This is a genomic window from Halalkalibacter krulwichiae, from assembly GCF_002109385.1.
In the GTDB taxonomy this organism is placed as follows: Bacteria; Bacillota; Bacilli; order Bacillales; family Bacillaceae_D; genus Halalkalibacter; species Halalkalibacter krulwichiae.
This window is the reverse complement of record NZ_CP020814.1, coordinates 211,634-232,047: the sequence shown is the minus strand read 5'-3', so window position 1 is coordinate 232,047 and position 20,414 is coordinate 211,634. Positions and strand designations below refer to the sequence as shown.

Annotated in this window: 23 protein-coding genes and 2 pseudogenes; 3 read left to right on the top strand and 22 right to left on the bottom strand. The window is 37.9% G+C overall.

The window, feature by feature from the left end; all coding sequences use genetic code 11:
* Positions 1 to 171 precede the first annotated feature (171 nt).
* Together BkAM31D_RS01220 and acpS are read right to left on the bottom strand one after the other, a co-directional pair.
* Positions 172 to 1,182: a LolA family protein gene (locus BkAM31D_RS01220; protein ID WP_066159443.1), complete on the bottom strand. Its 1,011-nt coding sequence runs from the start codon at positions 1,180 to 1,182 to the stop codon at positions 172 to 174.
* A 223-nt stretch (positions 1,183 to 1,405) separates the two neighbouring features.
* Entirely contained in the window at positions 1,406 to 1,768 is a 363-nt protein-coding gene (acpS, locus tag BkAM31D_RS01215; protein WP_066159440.1) for a holo-ACP synthase, read from the bottom strand.
* Between the two features lie 126 nt (positions 1,769 to 1,894).
* Between acpS and BkAM31D_RS01210 the strand changes: the two genes are divergently transcribed.
* The gene (locus tag BkAM31D_RS01210) at positions 1,895 to 2,638 is read left to right on the top strand and encodes a rhomboid family intramembrane serine protease (RefSeq protein WP_066159437.1); all 744 of its coding nucleotides are present in this window, start codon (positions 1,895 to 1,897) and stop codon (positions 2,636 to 2,638) included.
* 69 nt (positions 2,639 to 2,707) lie between these two features.
* Here BkAM31D_RS01210 and BkAM31D_RS01205 read toward each other — a convergent pair whose 3' ends face one another.
* The 6 genes and pseudogenes from BkAM31D_RS01205 to BkAM31D_RS01180 form a co-directional block, all read right to left on the bottom strand.
* Entirely contained in the window at positions 2,708 to 3,613 is a 906-nt protein-coding gene (locus BkAM31D_RS01205; RefSeq protein ID WP_066159433.1) for a metal ABC transporter substrate-binding protein, read from the bottom strand.
* 240 nt (positions 3,614 to 3,853) lie between these two features.
* Complete coding sequence (locus BkAM31D_RS01200; protein ID WP_066159428.1) at positions 3,854 to 4,387, bottom strand: hypothetical protein; 534 nt, start codon at positions 4,385 to 4,387, stop codon at positions 3,854 to 3,856.
* A 1-nt stretch (position 4,388) separates the two neighbouring features.
* Positions 4,389 to 4,715 (bottom strand): DUF2325 domain-containing protein, encoded by a 327-nt coding sequence (locus BkAM31D_RS01195; RefSeq protein WP_066159422.1) that lies wholly within the window; start codon positions 4,713 to 4,715, stop codon positions 4,389 to 4,391.
* A 146-nt stretch (positions 4,716 to 4,861) separates the two neighbouring features.
* A pseudogene (locus tag BkAM31D_RS01190) lies at positions 4,862 to 6,546 on the bottom strand (ABC transporter permease).
* A gap of 27 nt (positions 6,547 to 6,573) precedes the next feature.
* Positions 6,574 to 7,677, bottom strand: a complete 1,104-nt coding sequence (locus tag BkAM31D_RS01185; RefSeq protein WP_066159415.1) for an extracellular solute-binding protein — start codon at positions 7,675 to 7,677, stop codon at positions 6,574 to 6,576.
* Between the two features lie 155 nt (positions 7,678 to 7,832).
* Positions 7,833 to 8,890 (bottom strand): annotated as a pseudogene (locus tag BkAM31D_RS01180) (ABC transporter ATP-binding protein).
* 293 nt (positions 8,891 to 9,183) lie between these two features.
* Here BkAM31D_RS01180 and mgtE point away from each other — a divergent pair.
* A complete protein-coding gene (gene mgtE / locus BkAM31D_RS01175) occupies positions 9,184 to 10,548 on the top strand; it encodes a magnesium transporter (protein ID WP_066159409.1) in 1,365 nt (454 codons plus the stop codon).
* A 327-nt stretch (positions 10,549 to 10,875) separates the two neighbouring features.
* On the opposite strand, the gene BkAM31D_RS01170 is transcribed toward mgtE, so the two are convergent.
* The gene (locus BkAM31D_RS01170; protein ID WP_066159406.1) at positions 10,876 to 11,016 is read right to left on the bottom strand and encodes a BH0509 family protein; all 141 of its coding nucleotides are present in this window, start codon (positions 11,014 to 11,016) and stop codon (positions 10,876 to 10,878) included.
* A 170-nt stretch (positions 11,017 to 11,186) separates the two neighbouring features.
* Positions 11,187 to 11,603 carry a universal stress protein gene (locus BkAM31D_RS01165; protein WP_066159403.1) on the bottom strand — a complete coding sequence of 139 codons (417 nt, stop codon included), beginning with the start codon at positions 11,601 to 11,603 and terminating at the stop codon, positions 11,187 to 11,189.
* 161 nt (positions 11,604 to 11,764) lie between these two features.
* On the opposite strand from BkAM31D_RS01165, the gene BkAM31D_RS01160 reads away from it, so the two are divergent.
* Positions 11,765 to 12,073 carry a winged helix-turn-helix transcriptional regulator gene (locus BkAM31D_RS01160; RefSeq protein WP_066159400.1) on the top strand — a complete coding sequence of 103 codons (309 nt, stop codon included), beginning with the start codon at positions 11,765 to 11,767 and terminating at the stop codon, positions 12,071 to 12,073.
* Between the two features lie 74 nt (positions 12,074 to 12,147).
* On the opposite strand, the gene BkAM31D_RS01155 is transcribed toward BkAM31D_RS01160, so the two are convergent.
* The 12 genes from BkAM31D_RS01155 to BkAM31D_RS24110 all read right to left on the bottom strand — a co-directional run bounded on the left by BkAM31D_RS01155 (position 12,148) and on the right by BkAM31D_RS24110 (position 20,412).
* Positions 12,148 to 12,651 (bottom strand): RDD family protein, encoded by a 504-nt coding sequence (locus tag BkAM31D_RS01155; protein WP_066159397.1) that lies wholly within the window; start codon positions 12,649 to 12,651, stop codon positions 12,148 to 12,150.
* 54 nt (positions 12,652 to 12,705) lie between these two features.
* Positions 12,706 to 13,047, bottom strand: a complete 342-nt coding sequence (locus BkAM31D_RS01150) for a GNAT family N-acetyltransferase (RefSeq protein WP_180319890.1) — start codon at positions 13,045 to 13,047, stop codon at positions 12,706 to 12,708.
* A 44-nt stretch (positions 13,048 to 13,091) separates the two neighbouring features.
* On the bottom strand, positions 13,092 to 13,235 hold the full coding sequence (locus BkAM31D_RS23370) for a hypothetical protein (protein ID WP_157108270.1): 144 nt from the start codon (positions 13,233 to 13,235) through the stop codon (positions 13,092 to 13,094).
* Between the two features lie 215 nt (positions 13,236 to 13,450).
* Positions 13,451 to 14,104: an OmpA family protein gene (locus BkAM31D_RS01145; RefSeq protein WP_066159385.1), complete on the bottom strand. Its 654-nt coding sequence runs from the start codon at positions 14,102 to 14,104 to the stop codon at positions 13,451 to 13,453.
* A gap of 14 nt (positions 14,105 to 14,118) precedes the next feature.
* Positions 14,119 to 14,754, bottom strand: coding sequence for a hypothetical protein (locus BkAM31D_RS01140; protein ID WP_066159381.1), 636 nt, complete (start codon positions 14,752 to 14,754; stop codon positions 14,119 to 14,121).
* 218 nt (positions 14,755 to 14,972) lie between these two features.
* On the bottom strand, positions 14,973 to 15,731 hold the full coding sequence (locus BkAM31D_RS01135) for a LamB/YcsF family protein (RefSeq protein WP_066159378.1): 759 nt from the start codon (positions 15,729 to 15,731) through the stop codon (positions 14,973 to 14,975).
* Between the two features lie 23 nt (positions 15,732 to 15,754).
* On the bottom strand, positions 15,755 to 16,759 hold the full coding sequence (locus tag BkAM31D_RS01130) for a 5-oxoprolinase subunit C family protein (RefSeq protein ID WP_066159376.1): 1,005 nt from the start codon (positions 16,757 to 16,759) through the stop codon (positions 15,755 to 15,757).
* Entirely contained in the window at positions 16,756 to 17,451 is a 696-nt protein-coding gene (pxpB, locus tag BkAM31D_RS01125; RefSeq protein WP_066159372.1) for a 5-oxoprolinase subunit PxpB, read from the bottom strand. The genes BkAM31D_RS01130 and pxpB overlap by 4 nt, the downstream gene beginning before the upstream one ends.
* 112 nt (positions 17,452 to 17,563) lie before the next feature.
* Positions 17,564 to 18,370: a uroporphyrinogen-III synthase gene (locus tag BkAM31D_RS01120; RefSeq protein WP_066159369.1), complete on the bottom strand. Its 807-nt coding sequence runs from the start codon at positions 18,368 to 18,370 to the stop codon at positions 17,564 to 17,566.
* Positions 18,371 to 18,492: 122 nt separating this feature from the next.
* Complete coding sequence (locus BkAM31D_RS01115) at positions 18,493 to 19,641, bottom strand: mannitol-1-phosphate 5-dehydrogenase (protein WP_066159365.1); 1,149 nt, start codon at positions 19,639 to 19,641, stop codon at positions 18,493 to 18,495.
* 1 nt (position 19,642) lies between these two features.
* On the bottom strand, positions 19,643 to 20,080 hold the full coding sequence (locus BkAM31D_RS01110) for a PTS mannitol transporter subunit IIA (protein WP_066159362.1): 438 nt from the start codon (positions 20,078 to 20,080) through the stop codon (positions 19,643 to 19,645).
* A 2-nt stretch (positions 20,081 to 20,082) separates the two neighbouring features.
* Entirely contained in the window at positions 20,083 to 20,412 is a 330-nt protein-coding gene (locus BkAM31D_RS24110; protein WP_257391661.1) for a PTS sugar transporter subunit IIA, read from the bottom strand.
* Between the last annotated feature and the right edge of the window lie 2 nt (positions 20,413 to 20,414).

The window sequence follows — 20,414 nt, the reverse complement described above, 5'->3', positions numbered from 1 at the left end:
TTATTAATTGATGAGTATCATTTTACCATAGCGCTTTAAGAAAAAGAAAAAGAGACTAACTCGAATGATAAACTTGAGTTAGTCTCACATAAAAGTGGCATACGCTTAATCTTATTTAGAGCTATTTAAATCACCGAAAAGGTAAAGACTCTTAGATGATGTTCACACTTTTTATTTTTCCTCTGTTCCATATACGGAACTTGCAATAGACATCATTTCTTCTGTGCTTAAATTCTCAGAAGCTAGGAAGAAGTCTACCCCATTATAAGACCACATAAGTGACTCATTTGTCATAACACCAATTGTAAAACCTAAATCAACTGGTTCGCCATGGCTCATATTCATTGGAGTAGATGCAGGTACTACTTGACTTTGCTCTTGGATTAACGTGAATGGTTGCTCACCCATGTATTGAAGCACAACTCGCTCACCATTTTCTGTTTCAATATTTCTTGATGATTCAAACTGTGTACCATCTGGCGTATACATTGGATAATAGACAGTCATAGCTTCAAGTGGTTCTGCCATTGCTGGCTGTTCCGTCATTTGTGCTCCAGTCATATTACGCTCCATATCGAAGTCACCTTCATTGAAGCTTGCATTCCATTCAAAGTCTGTGAAATCAAGTTGAACAAGCACCTCAAGATCAGCATTCATAATTTTCACCTGAGCAGGCGATAAATCTTTCTTGTTTAATTTGATTTCCTGCGTTGTTAGATTTTTATTTTGATAGTTTGTATTCGTTTGAAAGATATAATAGTCTTCATCTGCTTGGAAAGAACGTTCAGGATCCATCAAAATGTCTTGAACAAGTGATTCATACAAATATACCTGACTGCTATTTGTCGGCCAGTCACTTTGGAAACGGAAGCTTTTGTTCAGCGCAGGTGTCAACACGAAAACCCCATCATCATTGCGAAGGATAATTTGACTTTGGTCTTTGTTTTCATTTTGAAGTGCAACACGATAGTTGCTCTTTACTTGATGCCATACATCGACCTCATATGTCTGTTGTTCCTTCCCTGTTTCTAAAGTCATAGTAGACTTCGCTTTGTAACCAGTCATCTCCGTTAGCTTAGTGTCTAAATCAGTCATAATATCTTCCTGTGTTTTTTCGCCACACGCTACGAGGATCATAGATAGTAGTATCCCTAGAGTAGCGAGCCAAATTGCTTTTTTCATGCTTTCACCCCTTTGTCTCATTTGAAAGAAGAGAGCGAATGCATTCAAGAGACGGCTTCTCATCGTTGTGTGTTCCGCTTTAACTTTTAGTAAGTGTGACTGGTATACTTACTATCGTAGATCCGAAACATCTTTGTAGAACGTAGACCTGACTCTGCCTGAATGACTTGATCTCTTCTATTCGCTCTACAACTATATGAGACAACCTTGCGCATTATGCAGACTAGCTTGACAAGCTTTCAATTAAAACTTGTGCAACTGCATACATTTTACTGTGAGAAATCGAAAGATGAACTTGATCAGTAAGACCTGATGCAATGACATAAGGCTTACCATTAGCCTCCTTTTTCACTTCAATGTCCCTCCAGCTATAACTTGCTGAAATTCCTGTGCCAACTGCTTTAACAAAAGCTTCTTTAGCCGCAAATCTCCCCGCAAGAAACTCAATTTTTCTTCTATTACTTAAAGTGAGGTATGTATTTTTCTCAGAATCAGTTAAAATTCGATCAACAAATTTCGGTTGGCGATTTAGCACATCTTCTATTCGGTTAAGCTCGACAATATCAATACCAATTCCAATAATCATTTTCATTCCTTCTTTCTCATTCTAGTTTACTTTGTTATTCATTACCTATATATATCTTTCATACCCTTATACAAGAGCTGCTGTTTATTATCTGTTATAATAGCAGATAGAAAAGGAGGCTGTACCATGTTTATACGAAACGAGAGCTTCTATTCGTTTAGACGTTCATATCCTATTGTTACGATATTAGTAGCCATTCATCTTATTTTATTTATTTGGATGAATTTTCTCCCTGGGGGACGTTACATTCTCACAATGGGCATCGGAAACAATCTAGCTGTAGCCTATGGCGAGTATTGGCGAATCGTTACACCGATTTTCATGCATATTAGCATAGGACATGTCATCTTTAATTCTTTTTCCCTTGTCATTTTCGGTCCAGCACTTGAAAAGATGCTTGGAAAAGCGAAATTCCTTATCGTCTACCTCATAACAGGGGTCATTGCAAACATTGCAACTTTTTATTTAGGCAGCCCTTATATGCAACATCTCGGAGCTTCGGGAGCCATCTTTGGATTATTTGGACTTTACTTGTATATTGTAATCTATCGAAAGGATCTAATTGATTCTGCCAATTCACAACTCGTCATGACCATTCTCATTATCGGTTTAGTCATGACATTCGTAAACTCAAACATAAATGTTCTCGCTCACTTATTTGGTTTAATTGCGGGTGCTGCTTTAGCTCCAATTATTCTAACTGGAGTTAAACCGTTTCATACTAGGCCCGTTTTCATCGATGATGGTGAGCCTGCCTTTGACCCAAATCGTTGGCAAAAGAAACGGCGTACAAGCCAGCGACTAAAAAAAGCATTATGGATTTCATTTGCTGTATTGGTCATTATCGGTATACTCGCAAGGTTTTTGTAACAGAACAAGAGCACCACATTTCGTGGTGCTCCTGTTCGTTATTCATCGTGGCGTAATCTCAAGTTGCCTTTATTGATTTAATCCATCTACAAACGTTCTTACATTATGCTCCATCATTTTTATATACGTTTCCGCTCCGCTGCCTTCTAAACCAACAGCATCCGTATACACTTCACCAGCGATCGCAACACCCGCGTCATTAGCTACCGTTTCCATGTAGCGTTTATCAACTGTCGTCTCAACAAATACAGCCGGTATCTCTCTTTCTTTAATCGTATCAACCACCGCTGCAATTTGGCTATGTGTTCCTTCTTCGTGCGAATTTAACTCCCAAATTCCAACTGTGTCAAAGCCATATTGTTCACCAAAATATTTAAATGCATTTTCACTAATGACGATTGCACGTTTTGATTCATCAATTGATTCAACTTCTGTATGAATCCACGTATGAAGTTCTTCTAATTCCGCTATAAATGAGTCCGCATTTGCCGCATACTCCTCAGCTCCATCTGGATCGCGTTCTGTTAAATCGTCACGGATGTTTTCCACATACGTAATAACATTTGCAACGTCTAACCATGCATGCGGATCTTCACCATCTTGATCACTAATAGGCAAAGGAGTAATTCCATCAGAAACAGTAATGATTGGCACATCACCTACGTTTTGCACAAGACGCTCTAACCATTCTTCTAGACCAAACCCATTTACATAGAAGACATCTGCATCACTCACTTTTTGAAAATCACTCGGGATCGTTTCATATTCATGAGGCTCTTCGCCAATTGGCACTAAGTACTCGACTTGCCCACGTTCGCCTACAACATTTTCAGCTAAGTCACCCAAAATCGAGAAGCTTGTTACTACTTTTATTCCTTCATCGTCAGAAACACTCGCTTGTTCTCCTCCGCAAGCGGCTAACACAAATGCTGTAAAAAGCGCCATTAAAAACAGTGATCGTTTTTTCTTTCCCATTACATTTCCTCCCTTTTGTTTCTACTCTACCAAAGATATGCGCACACGCAACTTTCTGTGACTCCCGAAAGTTGCATAAAGGCAAATCTTTGTGCAAAAAAATTATTATTGAAATTAGACAACCTTTTTAGTTTTAACTAATTATTTTTACCTTATGCAACTTATTTTTGCATATTCCAACTATTTTGTCTAGTGCCTATTAAAATAAAAACACAAGCATCTTCCTGATACTTGTGTTTTCTAACTCATCAATTGTTTATCTACTCTCGTTGGAAAGCGCACATATCTTTTAGCGTTAAGCACATCGATAACTTCAAATTGATTAGGACTATTCCCATTAGTCCTATAGCAATATTTCTCAGCTATATTCCAATATGTAATTAATAGTGGTTCATCGACTTCGAGTAATATTTTCTTTAACACAACACCTTCATCAACTTTCGATTCAATGCTTTCTAAGCACTTCGTTTCGTTATTGAAAAATGGCAACTCACCCATTTCTGATACTAACAAAGAGAGTAGTTGATCAATTACTTTAGCAGAAACAAGTAAATATTCACTTTTCGATTCAAATAATTTTCTATCTAGCTGGCTCCAGTGAACACTAATAATTTTCAGTGCTTGATAATAGGTTTTTTCAGACTTTGATAATTGATCATAACTATCGACGATCTTATTAATAATCGTTTGCACTTCTTCCTTCCAACATTCAGTGGATGTCTCATAAAATTGATATGGACATGCCAAAAATGAGATTGCTTGATTTTCAGTCATCTTAACATTTCCTTTTCAGCTGACAATTTTTTAAATTTTCACAGGCGTAATCACATTTTCCAATTGCCTGATAGATTGAACACCATGAACGCTTCGCGTAACAAATCGGTATTTTTTGTTCAGATGCTTTTCTTTTTAATACTCCTGTCAAATTGTGATTAATGAAATCCGTTAATACTAAAATCAAATCAATATGAGTAGGTATTTCTTTCTTGACCATTTGTACTTTCCGACCACTAACATGAATAATTTCACTGAACCCTAAACTCTCTAACTTTTTAGGAATTGCTCCTAAATGATCAGCTCCAACAATTAATAACGCAGACATTTCTACACCCCTCACCATCGATAATCGTTATCATCATTCTAAATGAAATTGATTATCAATGTCAATGTAATCTGTTAATCTTTTTCAGAAAAAAAGAGGCTTATTCAATATTTCTACTTGAATAAGCCTCTTTAGAGAAAAACGTTCTAATATTTTTTTAGTAAATATCTAAGTGGGATGATCGATACTAGGATAATGAGTAATGCTGCAGGTGCAGCTAAATGGTAAATCGCTTCTTTCGCCTCAAAATAAATACGGACCGCTAACGTATCAAACCCAGGAGGACGTAGCATTAACGTTGCTGGTAATTCTTTAATAGAACTAACAAAAACGAGAGCGCCTCCCGCTAAAACTCCTGGCAAAATAGAAGGAATAATCACTTTAAACATAACTTTCCATGGTGGATACCCTAGACTCCTGGCCGCTTCATCAATTCTCGGTGAAACAAGACTTAATGACGCTTCCCCAGCTTGCATTGCTTGTGGCAAGAATCGGACAACAAACGCCAACGCTACCATATAAAACGTATTATATAAAGCTGGGAGATGATTATTAAAAATAAATACCATCCCTAACGCCACAATGACTCCAGGCAATGCATAACCCGCATAACTCAGACGATCAATTGTACTAGATATCATTGAAGGATATCTTGATTTCAAATAAATAATAGGTAAGGCAAGTACCATACATAAGATCGCAGCAAATCCTGAAACCTTAATACTGTTCCATGCAAATCCAAAGAATCGCTCATCTAGTGCACCCATCCCTATCCCAATAATGGACCAATAAATAAGAACGACGATTGGAAGTACAATTGATAGAACGAAAACGAGTAGGACATAGAAAGTTGCTAATGGTTTCCACTTTCCAAGTGACAAAATATCTGGTTTTCTATACGTATTGGTCGTTTGATAGTATTTGTTATTCTTTCTAGTCCTAGCTTCTATCCAGAGAATCAATACTGTTAACAAGATCAGAACCAAACTCAAAACAGATGCCGATGCTGTATCAAAGCTAGCCCTCTGAAAATAAATAGCAGCTGTAAAAGTCACATAACGCAACATCGCAATAGCCCCAAAATCAGATAATACATAGAGCGATATCAATATAGCCCCTGCACCTATAGCCGGCCGCAATAACGGTAAATTAACCTTCCAAAATATTGTTGACGTTGACATACCTTGTGAGCGAGCTACCTCTTCAAAATTGCGATTCATCTTTCGCAAAGAGGCTGACGCGATAAGAAATACATACGGATAGGTAAACATCGTTAAGACAAAGAAGATTCCCCAAAAAGAATAGATATTGATTGGATAATCTCCTACTATATGGCTAAGCCAAGGTGTATCACGCCAAAAGTCACGTAACCACCCACTTGGACCAAAGACAATAATATAGGTAACAGCACCCACATAAGGAGGAATAACAAGGGCAGAGCCAGAACCCACTGCCACATTTTCCTGCCTGGGATATCTGTTCTCACAACAAGCCACGCCAACGAAACACCAATAACTACGGCAAAAAATGTGACAGCTGCTGTAAGCGAAAATGTATTCCAAAGTAATTCTGGAATTCTCCCATCTAGAAGACGCTTCCAACGATCTGCACCTGCAAACATCGATCTCCAAATGACATAAACAATTGGGATTGACATAATAAGTGCGACGAACAAACCAAATAATAATAAAATGGCTCCAGGTGGGTTGCCATTCCAAATGTCGAACCACTTACTTCTGAGGAAACGGAGAATGGTTGGGGATCTACGATCCCCAACCTTAGCATGCTGATCACTATTTACTTGTTTGTTCGATTTCTCTTGATTGCTCATTATGCCTTCTCCCATACGGTGATTAGTCTATTTTAATTCAAGGTCAAGACCTGCATCTTCAATTAAAGCTTTTGTATCTTCAAAATAATTGCCAAGCTCTTTTAACGGCATATCTTGAACTTTTAATTCACTAAACTTTGTAGCCGCTTCATATGGCGGATCTAACTCTTCATTAATCGGTAACTCCAAAGATTCCCCTACAAAAGCTAATTGGTTTTCCGTTTCAAGAATCCATTCAATAAATGCTTTTGCGTTTGCCTCGTTTGGCGCACCTTTAATAAGACCTAAACCAGCTGCGTTAGCAATAACGCCCATTTCCCCTTCACCTTGGTCCGTATAAATAAATCCAACATTGTTATCCGTCGGCTCTTCTAATTGTTGGTGGTAATAATAGTTGTTAACGAGTCCAAAAGAATATTCACCAGCACCTACTGCACGACGAATGTCCCCGTGACCTTCGAAAATTCCAGCTGCGTTTTCTTTAATTGCCTCAATCCATTCAGCTGTTTTTTCGTCGCCCCACTCATGACGAAGCGCAGAAACATTCCCAATCATTCCGCCGTTACCACCACGTGTAATGGCATAACCCTTTTCTACTTCAGCCCATTTAGCATCAAAAAGGTCTTCCAAACTCTTAGGCATTTCTTCTTCTGTAATTAAATCTTTGTTATAAATAAATCCACGCGCTCTAGCAGAAAGAGCAATCCACGCATTATCATCTGCACGGAATTGTTCATCAATTGTTTCTACGCCTTCTGGGTCAAACCCTTGTAAGAAATCTTTGCTGTTTAAATATTCTAAAGCACCTAAATCATTTGAAATAAAAATATCAGCTTGTACATTTCCAGCTTCTTCTTCAATTTGAAGTGGATCTGCTCCATGAAGTGGTAACACTTCAATGCCAGTTTCTTCTGAAAATTTTTCAAGTAATGGTTGTACAAAATTTTCATTACGTGAAGAGTATACAACAAGTTGACCTTCTAATTCTACCACTTCTTCTGTATCACCTTCTGTATCTGTTGGCTGTTCAGCTGTTTCTTCAGCATTATTATCCGAAGAACCACACGCAGCAACGATAAAAAGTGACATTACCAATAATCCAAATAGAAACATTCTTACTACTTTGTTCATCTGACTTCCCCCACTAGTTATAGATTTTCCGAATCCGATAATGAGATTCATTATCATTTATTGCTCACAAGTTGAAGTATAATGCAAGTGATAACTATTGTCAACCACGTATTTTTCAAACAAAACAAAAGGCAACTCGATCCGAGTTGCCTTCTTTAAGCTTCCACTAACGCTACAAGTTCCGGTGTAATATCAAATGAAATGACCGACCCGACTTCAATCTCCTGTTCAATAGGAGCATAGACGACCATCGGCTGCGATGAAACATTTTGGTCACCCAAACGTACCTCTACTTCTTGGTATTCTCCCCATAGGTTACACGCTCGACGCGGCCAGAGTACATTCCATTTTCAGCAAGTCTACATCCCTCTGGTCTAATAGAAATACGAACATCCTCTACCGGAAATTGACTTTGTTCCGGCAAAGAAACTCTTCCTATATAAGTATCGACATGCTTCATATCTGAACATAAAGTTCCCGTTAGTAAATTGGTCTTCCCTACAAACTGCGCAACAAAGCAGTTCTTTGGACAACGATACATTTCACGAGGTGATGCAATTTGCTGAATAATGCCTTCATTCATAACAACAACTCGATCAGAGACAGCAAACGCATCTTTTTGATCGTGTGTAACGATAATGGCTGTCTTATCTGCCTTTCTTAAAATAGTTGTTACATCATAACGCATTCTCTCTCGCAACCCTGCGTCTAAGTTACTAAAAGGTTCATCCATTAAAACAACATGAGGACGAGGAGCTAAGGCACGTGCCAAAGCTACACGCTGTTGTTGTCCACCTGACAATTCATTTGGATAACGTTTTCCATATCCGTCTAATCCTACTAATTCCAGAACTTCTTTCGCTCTTTCTTTTTTAGCTCTAGTACTCCATTTATTCAAACCAAACATAATATTTTTCTCAATTGTTAAATGAGGAAAAAGTGCATAATCTTGAAAAACCATCCCAATTCCGCGTTTTTCAGGAGGAATATATGTACGATCATCGTACACCACTCGATCACCAATATAAATTGAACCAGACGTTGGCTGTTCAAATCCAGCTAACATTCTTAAAGTTGTCGTTTTCCCACAACCACTCGGTCCAAGTAAGGTGATAATTTCCCCTTTTTCAATTTTTAAATCTATTTGATTTACAGCTGGTGTTTCAGCATTTTTGAATGCTTTTGTCAGTTGACTTAATTGAATAAAGCTCATAAATACCTCCCTACTCCGCTCTAATTGATGAGAATGATATTCAATATAAACGAGTGTACCATAGGGCTTTTGAAAGCGTCAACGCTATATCTAATTGACCATTCTTGAAAGATACAAATAAATCTGAAACACAATTTTCACATTTAGAAAAAAATGAGATTGGGAAAGAGCGCATTAGGGAATAGTCAGTAATAATAACCTTTTAAAAATTAAACAAGCATTTATTTAAAAAACACGTTTTACTTAGAGTGATTTTTTTTGTAAAGTATGAACATGAAGACTGGGGGGATATGATGGTTGCTAACATGACAGAAGACCAATTACTCGTATTGGTTATTAAATATATGAAGGAAGCCAAACGTGGAGCTTTGCAGGAGTTACTTGATGAGCTACACCCGTATGATTTTGCACAACTCTACAAAGGGTTACCCGAAAAGCACCACCACAAGTTTCTTACATTTTTAACACCTTCACAAATTGCCGATTTAATTCAAGAGTTAGAGTATGAAATGCAGATTGAAATATTACATAAGCTAGGAATTGAGCGTTCCTCTAAAGTTATGAATTTAATGGATAATGATGACCTTGCAGATTTATTGAACGAGCTTTCTGTCGATAAGATTCAAGAATTTCTAGAAGGCATGAAGAAAGAAGATTCGCATGATATTCAATCTCTAATGAGTTACCCGGCTGATACTGCAGGTGGGCTTATGACAAACCAGTTCGTTTGGATTCATGCAAATCAAACTGTTAGACAAGCTGTAGATAAATTAAAAGAATATGCTAGTTTCTCTGAAAACATCTATTACCTATATGTTATTAACAAAGAAAAGAAGCTCGTCGGTGTTGTATCTTATCGCGATTTGCTTATTGCAGATATTGATGAAGTCATTGAAGATTTAATGTTTACACGCGTTGTATCCGTTCATGTCGATGATGACCAAGAGGCAGTTGCGCAATTAATTGAACGTTATGATTTTATTGCCGTACCAGTTGTAGATGACCAAAACATCTTAAAAGGAATTATTACTGTAGATGATGCCATTGACGTTGTCATCCAGGAAGCTAATGAAGATATTGAGAAATTAGCCGCTACAGGGAAGGCGATTGACTTTAATACGAAAGCCATTACCGCTTCAATGCGGCGATTACCATGGCTTGTTCTTTTATTATTTATTGGACTTGTATCTGGAAGTATCATTAGTGGATTTGAGGAAACTTTAGAACAAGTAGTTGCCTTGATCTTTTTCATGCCAATGATTGCAGGAATGACAGGAAATACAGGTACGCAATCTTTAGCTGTAGTAGTTAGAGGGATTATCACGAGCAATACTGATCGAAAGACCGTTGTTAAGCTAATTTTCCGTGAGCTACGAGTCGGTATTATCATTGGAATTACTTGCGGAATACTAATCTTCTTAATTGCTTATGTCTGGCTAGGTAGCTTCGTTCTTGGCTTTGTCGTCGGCGTTTCGCTATTAATCACCTTAATTGTCGGAACACTAGCAGGAACCATTATTCCATTAACTTTAAATCGGTTTGGTGTAGACCCAGCTGTTGCATCAGGGCCTCTCATCACAACTTTAAACGATATCTTTTCACTGATTATTTATTTTGGAATTGCTTCTGCCTTCCTTACTCAGTTGCAAACACTATAGGGAAATTAGACACCAGTTTACAAATTTCCTTGGAAATAGACATATAAAAAAGGGCGTGTAAAAAGGTTGCTTTGACCTTTTCACACGCCCTTAAGCAATCCACTTTAAAAGCCCGAACTCTAACGTGTTAATATGTCTCCTATTACCCAATAACCAATACCATAAAGAGCAACAATAATAGAAATAATAATAAATAACTTCTTGTTTGACATTCTCATATGCGACCACCTTTAATCAGATTCCTATCGCAATTATACTATATTTGCTCCAAACAGGAAAAAAAGAGGATTAACTTCCGTTTTAACACGGTTGTTAATCCTCTTTCTTTTAGCCTTTTTCATGCATGCTGTAAGCACGTGTATAAAGGTGTTCTACATCCTCATCCGTCATTAACATTAATTTCTCTTCTGTTAATCCTTGTACCTTAGTTAAAAATTGAATCATATTTTCTCTTTCCCGTCTGCTCATTTTCATCGCCCCTTTTCTGTGTTAATACAATTTGTTTTTGTTAATGTTATTATATAACAGAGTAAAGAAAAACGTCAACGGAATTTTCAAAAAAATCCAATTAAATTAAAAAAGGGCTGTTCCTTTAGATCCAATTGATCTTTGAAACAACCAGTCACACACGTTCCTTGCTATTTAATAAGCATAATAGAGCATTTCGCCTTTTTCATCACTTTATGACTAACACTTCCTATTATCAGCTGTTGAAATTGATTAAGCCCTCTGCTTCCAATTACGATCAGGTCGGCATACTCCTCTTCTGCAAACCTAATTATAGTCGATGCCGGCTCCCCTCTTAAAATTTTCACCTCATAAGAAATACCCTTATTTCGAGCCTGCTTCTCAATGAGCCTGACTCTTCTTTTTCTTTGCTCTGTAATACCATATAAATCCCATGAATCTATCACTTCCGCTTTTAATCCAATTCTTTCAGCAACATAAACAACATATACATGAGCAGAACATTTCTCCGCTAGAAAAATGGCTTGCTCTGCCGCCCTAAGTGATTGATTTGACCCATCAACTGCTACAACCATTTTCTGAAACATTGGCACCCCTCCATATAGTAAGTATCCCAGTGCTCCTGTATTATTTTATATGCGTAATGTCAAAAAAAGGTCATCCTTACATGAAACTAAGAAGAAGTTTACTATGAATAGTTATCGTTCATGATTTCCTGTGGTAAACTAAAATGAGTTGAGGTGATAAGATGGATTACAGTCAAATGTGCCCTAAATACGAGGTAGCAATAGATCTTTTAGGAAAAAAATGGACCGGCTTAATTATTAGAGTGCTATTAGACGGCCCAAAGCGCTTTAAAGAAATCAAAGCTCAAATCCCTGAGATGAGTGACCGCATTTTAACAGAACGAATGAAGGAATTAGAACTTCAAAAGATTATCGTACGAAATGTCTATCCTGAAAAGCCTGTACGGATTGAATACGAATTAACAGAAAAGGGCCTTGCGTTAAAACCCGTTATTGAATCTATTCAGTCATGGGGAGAGAATTGGGTATAAAAAGACACGTCGGTTATTTTAACCTACGTGTCTTTTTATATATTCTCAAACCAGGATCCCGATAACCATTAACCTTATTTTACTAAATATGTTTTTGACCATTTATCATATAACGGCCTTCTTTGTGCAGCAAAGGACATGAAAAATGAAGGAAGTAATAAGTATTTCAGCATTTCTCTCTTAAAGAACTGAATTACAGTCGGTTTCTCTGCTTTTTCATTATAGACATAAACATCTACAATCCGCATCCCAACTGTCCTTTTCCCTCTTAGAGCATAAATAAAATGAATAAGGAGAAATACAAACAATAAAACTAACCAATTTATCACATATAGATGAAATTCGCGCTCCCACATATACCTTCTTATAAATTCTATATTATCTGAGGGTGCCTCTGATTGTACAACCATCCAAAATGTTGTAATGGTACTTGTCACGATCATAACGAGTGCTAAAAAAATAAAGTCAAAAAACCCTGCTACTAATCGAATCCATCCTCCAGCTCGCTGTTGTTCATTTAAGAGTCGCGTCACCCAGATCTCCTCAGAATGGTGTTGATTTTTGATTTGTTCAGCCATCCACTCTCCCACCTACCTTACTCTCTCTGTCACCCAAGCAAATTAGACAACCTCCTAAATGATTGTAGAATCATTACTCCAACAATAATAATATAATTCATACTTTTGGCCATTTAGCTGTGCAGCATCTTTCTCAACAGAGTGCAGAAAAAATCCATTTTTTTGTAGTGTACGCTGGGAGCCGATATTATGGCTTGTCGTTTTAGCATTGATTCTAGTCAACTTGTTCTCTTTTTTCACTTTCTCTAGTAAAGCAGCCACGCTTTTCGTTGCAATTCCTTTACGTATATAAGGCTCCCCAATACGGTATCCTAATTCGCCAGTCAAACAAGGGTTTCTATGAATACTAAACAAATTGATTCGCCCAACTATTTCAGCCTTTTTATTAGTAATCAAGAAGTATAAGGCTTCACCTTTTTGCTGTTCTTCTATTAATACATTCAGACCTTCCTTAAAATTGTTATAACTGTAATAATCCTCCCCCGACTAGACACTAATTGTTCAAAAAATCTTCTGTTCTCAAGCTCAAATGCAAATAATTGCTCAGCGTATTCTTCCTTTAAAGACTTCAACTCTACCTCCATATCACCATACCCCCTTTCGCCAATCACTTAAAGATATTCAACCGTTTGTTACTTTACCCTTTATCTCTTGAAATTTTTTTATAATAGATTTATAAAAAAACCATCACAGACAACAAGAGGTTGTCTCAAGAAGGTCACATCACTTTCTGACCCTTTGAGACAACCTCTAATGACAATTCAAATTTCTTTCACTGGTAACCTTTTGATACGCTTTTCTAAAAGACACCTTTTACCTTTACCTCAACACGCCTGTTTTTCTGTCTGCCCTCTTTATCGTCAGATCCATCAGGACGTATATGATTAGCAATTGGCTTTTGTGAACCGTACCCGATTGCTTCTAAACGTTTTTCATCTATCCCCTCTTTGATCAAGGCTTCTAGCACAGACTGAGCCCTCTTTTCGGATAGCTGTTGATTGTATGCCGCATCACCGATCTGGTCGGTGTGTCCCTCAATTGCAACCTTGCCTTCTGCTGCTTCAATCACTTGGACAAGTTGTTCAATGACCTTATCTGCCTCTTGCAACAGTTCATAAGAGTCAAATTCGAAGAGAATATTGTCAGGCAGCGTTAACGTCGTCGTTTCTTCCTCTATTACAGCATGAAATTCGCCCAATGTTTCTAAAATATCTTTTTCAACTTGAGATACATCAATATCCTTTATAAAAAATCTACTTGTTGACATTTTTGTTATATACACCTGTGATTGACTACTTATTTCTGTTACCTTTACAACACTGATCGCCTCTACATCTAATTGTTGGTCATTTGGCATCGCTGTTACAGCTTCACTCAATAAAGCACTGACGCAAGCATAAAAAACGACACTTATTAAAACCAAACTAAGAGTCTTTCCAATACAGTTTCTCATGATTAGATCCTCACTTATCGTTGAATCTCAATTGACTCAAAGAAAAAGTAAGGAGTAGATGTTCTTTCGTTATCGTCTTTACGATGTGGATTAACCGTTAAACTCAATTCCTTAGCTTCTCCATTTACCCTACCAAGAAAGACGAGTGCACCAGATAACTGTTCACCTGTTCCAATCATTAATCCTTCGTTATCATTAGGCGGAAGAAACGGATATTGAACACCTGTATCATCTTCAAGGACAAGACCTTTTCTACCAGTATGGGCGAAGAAAATATCACCAAGTCGCCCATTCTTAACATTGACATTCACGGTTATAACCTCTTCTCCAAATTCAATGCTTTCAATTGTTGCTACCGTTCCATTATCGTGAATTAACTGTTGGTCTACTTGAAGTTTCTCTGGTAATTCCGTTTTGTTCGCTTCTTTTCCTTGATCGGGTTCAGCTTGGATTTCTTCCTTTCCTTCATCTTGCTCAGCTTCTTGTTCATCTTCTATAGTAAGGTTTTCACTCGTTGCTTCTACAACCTCCGGCTCATTTTCATTTGTCTGCCCACTGTCTGTTGCACTGCTACATGCCGTCATAAAAGCAATAGCTCCCATAAACGTTACTAATGCCTTACTCGTTTTCCTCGTAACCCTCTTCTTCATCTTTCGCCACTCCTTATGCTATCTATTAGCACTTTCCATTTTTTATCAAATTATCAAGAATTATTATAAGCTCTAGGGATTTAGCTGAGAACATCTTTCTGGTAAAAAAACCAAAGATAAGCTTTTATCACTATGACTTAATAATTATAAATTCCCGTTCCTCTAATAAAAAAGGGCAGAATGAAAAGGTCGTGTTGACTACTTCATTCTGCCTTCAACTATTGAAAAGGCGCTATTTTAATCCCGTTTTGTTCCAACTGTTCTCTGAGATCCTTAGCAAATTTCAGTGCCTCAGGACCATCCCCATGGATACACACTGAATCGGCTTTTATCGGTATCGTCGAACCATCAACCGCCTTAACAGTTCCACTTTGAACCATCTGGATGACTTGTTTACAGGCTTCGTTTGAGTTATGAATGAGCGCTAAATCTTCATTACGAGGCGTTAAGGTTCCACCTGCCTGATACGTCCGATCGGCAAAGACTTCATTTGCGACTTTTAAACCAATTGATGTACCCGCCTTAACTAGTTCACTGCCTGCTAATCCATATAAAACGAGGTTCCTGTCAACATCATATACAGCCTTAGCAATCGCCTCGGCTGTATATGGATCTACCGCTGCTCTGTTATACAATGCCCCATGTGGTTTTACATGTTCGAGGGATACTTGATTTATATCGCAAAACCCTTTTAGTGCACTTATTTGATAGACCATTAGATGATAGATGTCTATTGGGTCGGTTTCAATAAACCTTCTACCAAATCCGATTAAATCAGGATAGCCGGGGTGTGCACCTACCTTAATCCCTTTCTCTGCTGCCATCTTTACTGTTTTTGCCATCGTGTTATGGTCTCCAGCATGGTAACCACACGCGATATTAGCAGAAGTAATGTATTCTAATACAAACTCATCTTGTCCGATTTTAAATGCACCAAAACTCTCGCCAAGATCACAATTTAAATCTATAGATCTCATCATAATCCCCCTATTTATCGGCACTATTGATATAAACTCTTTAGCCTTATCGCTGCTTTCAGTTGAGCTAATTGTTTCTCCCGTTCTACAAAGAGCCTTTCAGCTTCTTCAAACGAAATCATTTTAAAAGAAAGGGTTTCTCCCGGTTTAGCCTGAGCTACAATTGGTAGATCTACTGACACAACTTGGCCAATACGTGGATAGCCGCCAATTGTTTGCCGATCTGCTAATAAGATGATCGGTTGCCCATCGGCAGGAACTTGAATTGTCCCAAATGTCACAGCCTCTGATAATAGGTCCACTGGTGTTCTTAATTGTAAAGGTGGCCCTTTCAAACGATACCCCATTCTATCTGATTGTGCCGTAATTTGAAATGATTGCTGTTGTAATACCGCTATGCTTTCTTCCTTAAAAAGTTTCAGATGCGGCCCAGGTAACAATCGAACCACTTTCTCTTGTAGGTTGGCAGTAATATCGGGACTGACTATCCAACTTGTCGTTTTAAAATGAGTTCCTTTTTCGATAGTCAAATTTTTTTTAATATACACCGGTCTTTTAGACTGTGCACTTACAGAAAGCACATCTCCCGCTTGAAGCGCTCGTCCATTATAACCACCGATTTTTGCTCGTAAATAAGTACTTACACTATTTAACACTTTAGGAATCTTAAATCCCCCTCCGACAGCGAGGTAACTTCTGCACCCCTGTTTAGCAGGGCCAAAGGAGAGAATGGACCCTTTCTGGACATAAATTGGCTTTGATAAAGGAATGCTTTGCCGATTAATTGTCGGTGACAAATCTGCCCCTGTTATCGCTATCAATGTATTCTCTTCAAAAAAGATCTCTGGACCAGCTAAAGTGATCTCTAAAGCACCTTCTCCTTCAGCATTTCCAACTAATAAATTGGCAAGACGGAGGGAAATCGTATCCATTGCCCCACTCATAATGATCCCCTGTTGCAAATAACCTGCTCTGCCTAAATCTTGAATCGTTGTAAGGAGTCCGGGCTTTAAAATCGTTAATGTCATCCTCGCTCCTCCTTATACTCTTCATATCTCTCTCTTGAGATCGGCTGAAACCGAACAGTATCTCCCGCCTGGAGTAAACTAGGAAACTGATGATGTGGACGGAACAATTCAAACGGGGTTTTCCCAATTATTTGCCAACCACCTGGAGTCGAAATCGGATAGATTCCAGTTTGACTACCTCCAATTCCTACAGAACCAGCGGGCATTCCTAAGCGTGGAACTTCTTTTCTCGGAGTATGAATCCGCTCAGATAGCCCCCCTAAATAAGGGAATCCAGGCGCGAAACCAATCATATAGACTAAATAGCTAGAATTCGAATGAATTTCAATGACCTCTTCTGCTGTTAGGTGATTATGCTTGGCAACTAATGTTAAATCTGGCCCCAGTTCTCCTCCATAACAAACCGGTATAACAATCTCTCTCCTTTCCACTTGATGTTCTAGCTTCAACCCTTTAACTGTTTCTTCTAAAAGAACACGAACAGCCGTCATCTTTATTTTCATAGGATCGAAGAAAATTGTTACACTGGCAAAGCTTGGAACAAGTTCAATGAACCCTTGAAATCGGTGTTCTTCTATATAGTTTGATAGTGACCTGACTTTTTGTAAAATACGTGGATGGATTTGTTTACCGAAAGAAATGACAATTGCAGACTCACTTAATCGTTCAATCGAAAAATCTATTTCACTCAATTGCTAACACTTCCTGTTTCATGTTTATTCTCATTAACACGCTTACAAAATGAATCAAAGGAACGCTGTTTCCGTTACTATCGTTTGTACGAAAACAGCGTATTACGTTATGTTATTTATGCTCTTCGTAATACTTACTCAGCTCAATAATCATGGCACCCATTCTTTCTAGTTCAGGTGACACAATACGTTCTACTCCTTCATCAGATAAAGCTTCTGCTGTTACTTTCCCAACAGCAACCGCCATTACATCTTTATTTAGAGCTTCTATAACCTTTGGTAAGTACTCTTTCTCTCGAACATATTTGAAGAAGGAACGGACTTGAATAGCTGCTGTAAAACAGACTGCATCAATCTCATTGTTTATTAACTCCTGACAAAATAACTCCACCGTTTGCGGGTCAGGATCCACATGTTTATAAGGTAACACTTGCATCACTTCAGCCCCAGCCTCTTCTAAAAAGTCAATCAATGTTGGTGCGTTTTCTCCATGAAGCTGAACTAGCACTTTTTTACCTTTAAAATCAACTGATTGCAACGATTCAATTAATCCACGAATCGTTCCATCTTCATCTTTTGCTGCAGGTTTTACATCTATTTGCTTAAGAGCAGCAAACGTTTTATACCCTCTTGCTCCAACCTTAGATTGGCGGATCACGTCTAACAATTGACCTTTTACGTTCATTTCTTCTGCTAATTCTAGAAGCTTATTCGTTCCAATACCTGTTGTGAAAATCATCCAGTCAAATTTTTGTTGGACCATCTGCTTTAAATCTTCTCTTACTTGTTCGTCATTCAAGAAAACCGTACCTTGAAGAGAACGGACGAGCGGAGTTCCTTTTTGCTTTTCGATTAATAAACTCATTTCCTCTGTTTTTCTTGAGGCAGCTAGTACGACACGTTTGTTTTCTAAACTCATTTTAGTACGTCCCTTCCGTTTGTATTTTCTACTTCTATTATAACGTAAATTTTCATCAGACAGGGACATGCCATTGATAAAGGAAAAAAGCTACCCTAGATAAATCCAAGGTAGCTAATAAATTAGTTTAATAATTGATATTGCTCGACAATTAATTCAAAAAGTGGATCCGAAGGAATTAATTCTGTAATTTCAGAAATGGCATGTTGAAGTCCCTTCTCAGCCAATAGCTGCTGGACTTTCACAGCTTCTTCATCTGTTTTCACATCATAGTGTAAGGCTGCAGCAATCGACTTCGCTAAATAAACAGGCTGTTTCTGAACGACTTCAATGTATTGCTTCGCCGGTCCTACTAAACGATCATTAGGACCTAATTTTCGAAGTGGACCTCTCCCTACTCGCGTAACGTCATCAGCTAGATACACATTTTTAAAGCGCTCAATGATCTTCCCTATATACGTTTGGTGTTCTTCCTTATTAAAACCATGTTTCTTCACGAGTAACTCGCCTGTTTCATTTAATGTTTGTTCTAATAATACTCTAACCTCGTCATTGTTTACAGCTTGATCAATCGATGATATCTGGTAATGATAACCTAAATAGGCTGTAACAGCATGACCTGTATTGACAGTAAACAATTTACGCTCAATGTATGGGTTTAGCTCTTCTACATACGTAATCCCTTTCACCGCAGGCTTCTCCCCAATTAACATCGACTCGTCTACCACCCATTCATAGTACGGTTCAACCATAACAAGTAACTTATCTTCATTGGATTGATTTGGTACAATGCGATCAACAGCCGCATCAGGAAAAGCAACTAGTTGCTTAATAAGCGCTTGATCAGCTTCACTTAAATGGCTATACACATGTTCTTTTAATAATGTGCTTCCTCCTATTAAGTTTTCACAAGCGATAACATTAAGAGGCGTGCGGTTCTCTTTTACTCTTTCACTCAACCCTTTAGCAAGCAAAGGAGCAATTACAGCTAATATATTAGGCCCTACAGCTGTTGTCACAAGATCGGCTTTCGCTATTGCTTCAATTACTAACTCTTTCTCGGTTATACTGTTAATTGCCGACACATCATTAACTAGTACTTCGTCTTTTGAATTCGCAGCGAGCACAACTTTATATTCCTGTCTTTCATTAAGCAATTCGACAATCTCACTATTTACATCAACAAATGTTGTATGGAAGCCAGATTCATTTAATAATAAACCAATAAAACCTCTTCCAATGTTTCCAGCACCAAAATGGACAGCTCGCATATTAGTTCACCCCTTCAAAAAAGGCAAGAATCTCCTCTTCCGATGTTGCTGCTACAATTTTTTCAACATTTTCTTCTTCTGATAAAACAATAGCAATTTGTGAGAGAATATCTAAATGTTCGTCTCCTTTTCCCGCGATACCGATTAATAGCTTCACTTCATTACCTTCTCCAAATTCAACACCTTCTGGTACTTGTATAATCGCAATTCCAGATTCCTTTACAGATTGCTTCCCTTCTTCCGTACCGTGTGGGATTGCAACAAAGTTGCCCATATAAGTTGAAGTTAATTGTTCACGCTCAAGCATTCTATCGATATAAGAAGGCTCAACATAACCTCTAGCAACCAGTAATTCCCCTGTCATTTTGATTGCATTTTCCTTTGTGTCTACTTTTTTGTTTAGTTCAATATTTTCCTTTGATAAGATTGGTAATGTCATTCTTATTCACTCCTAATTTCATTTATTTTTTCATATAAGAACGTATCTAGTTTAGAGGCTAAATGAGAAGCAATTTTGGTCTCATCTTTAGACTCAAATCTAAGGATACTAAATTCATTTTCAATAATAACTGCACTAATTTGGCTTAACACTTCCAATGCCTCATTTGAAACAGTCGTTGGAGAAAGCATGACCAAGACCGAATCGACCTCGATATGAGACTGGTCCATCGCACTCATTTTCAGTGAATGATCAAGTGCTACAATCGTAAAAGAAGGTTTCAAAACCGCTTCACTACGTGTATGATACAAAGCGAATCGAGTACTAGGTATTC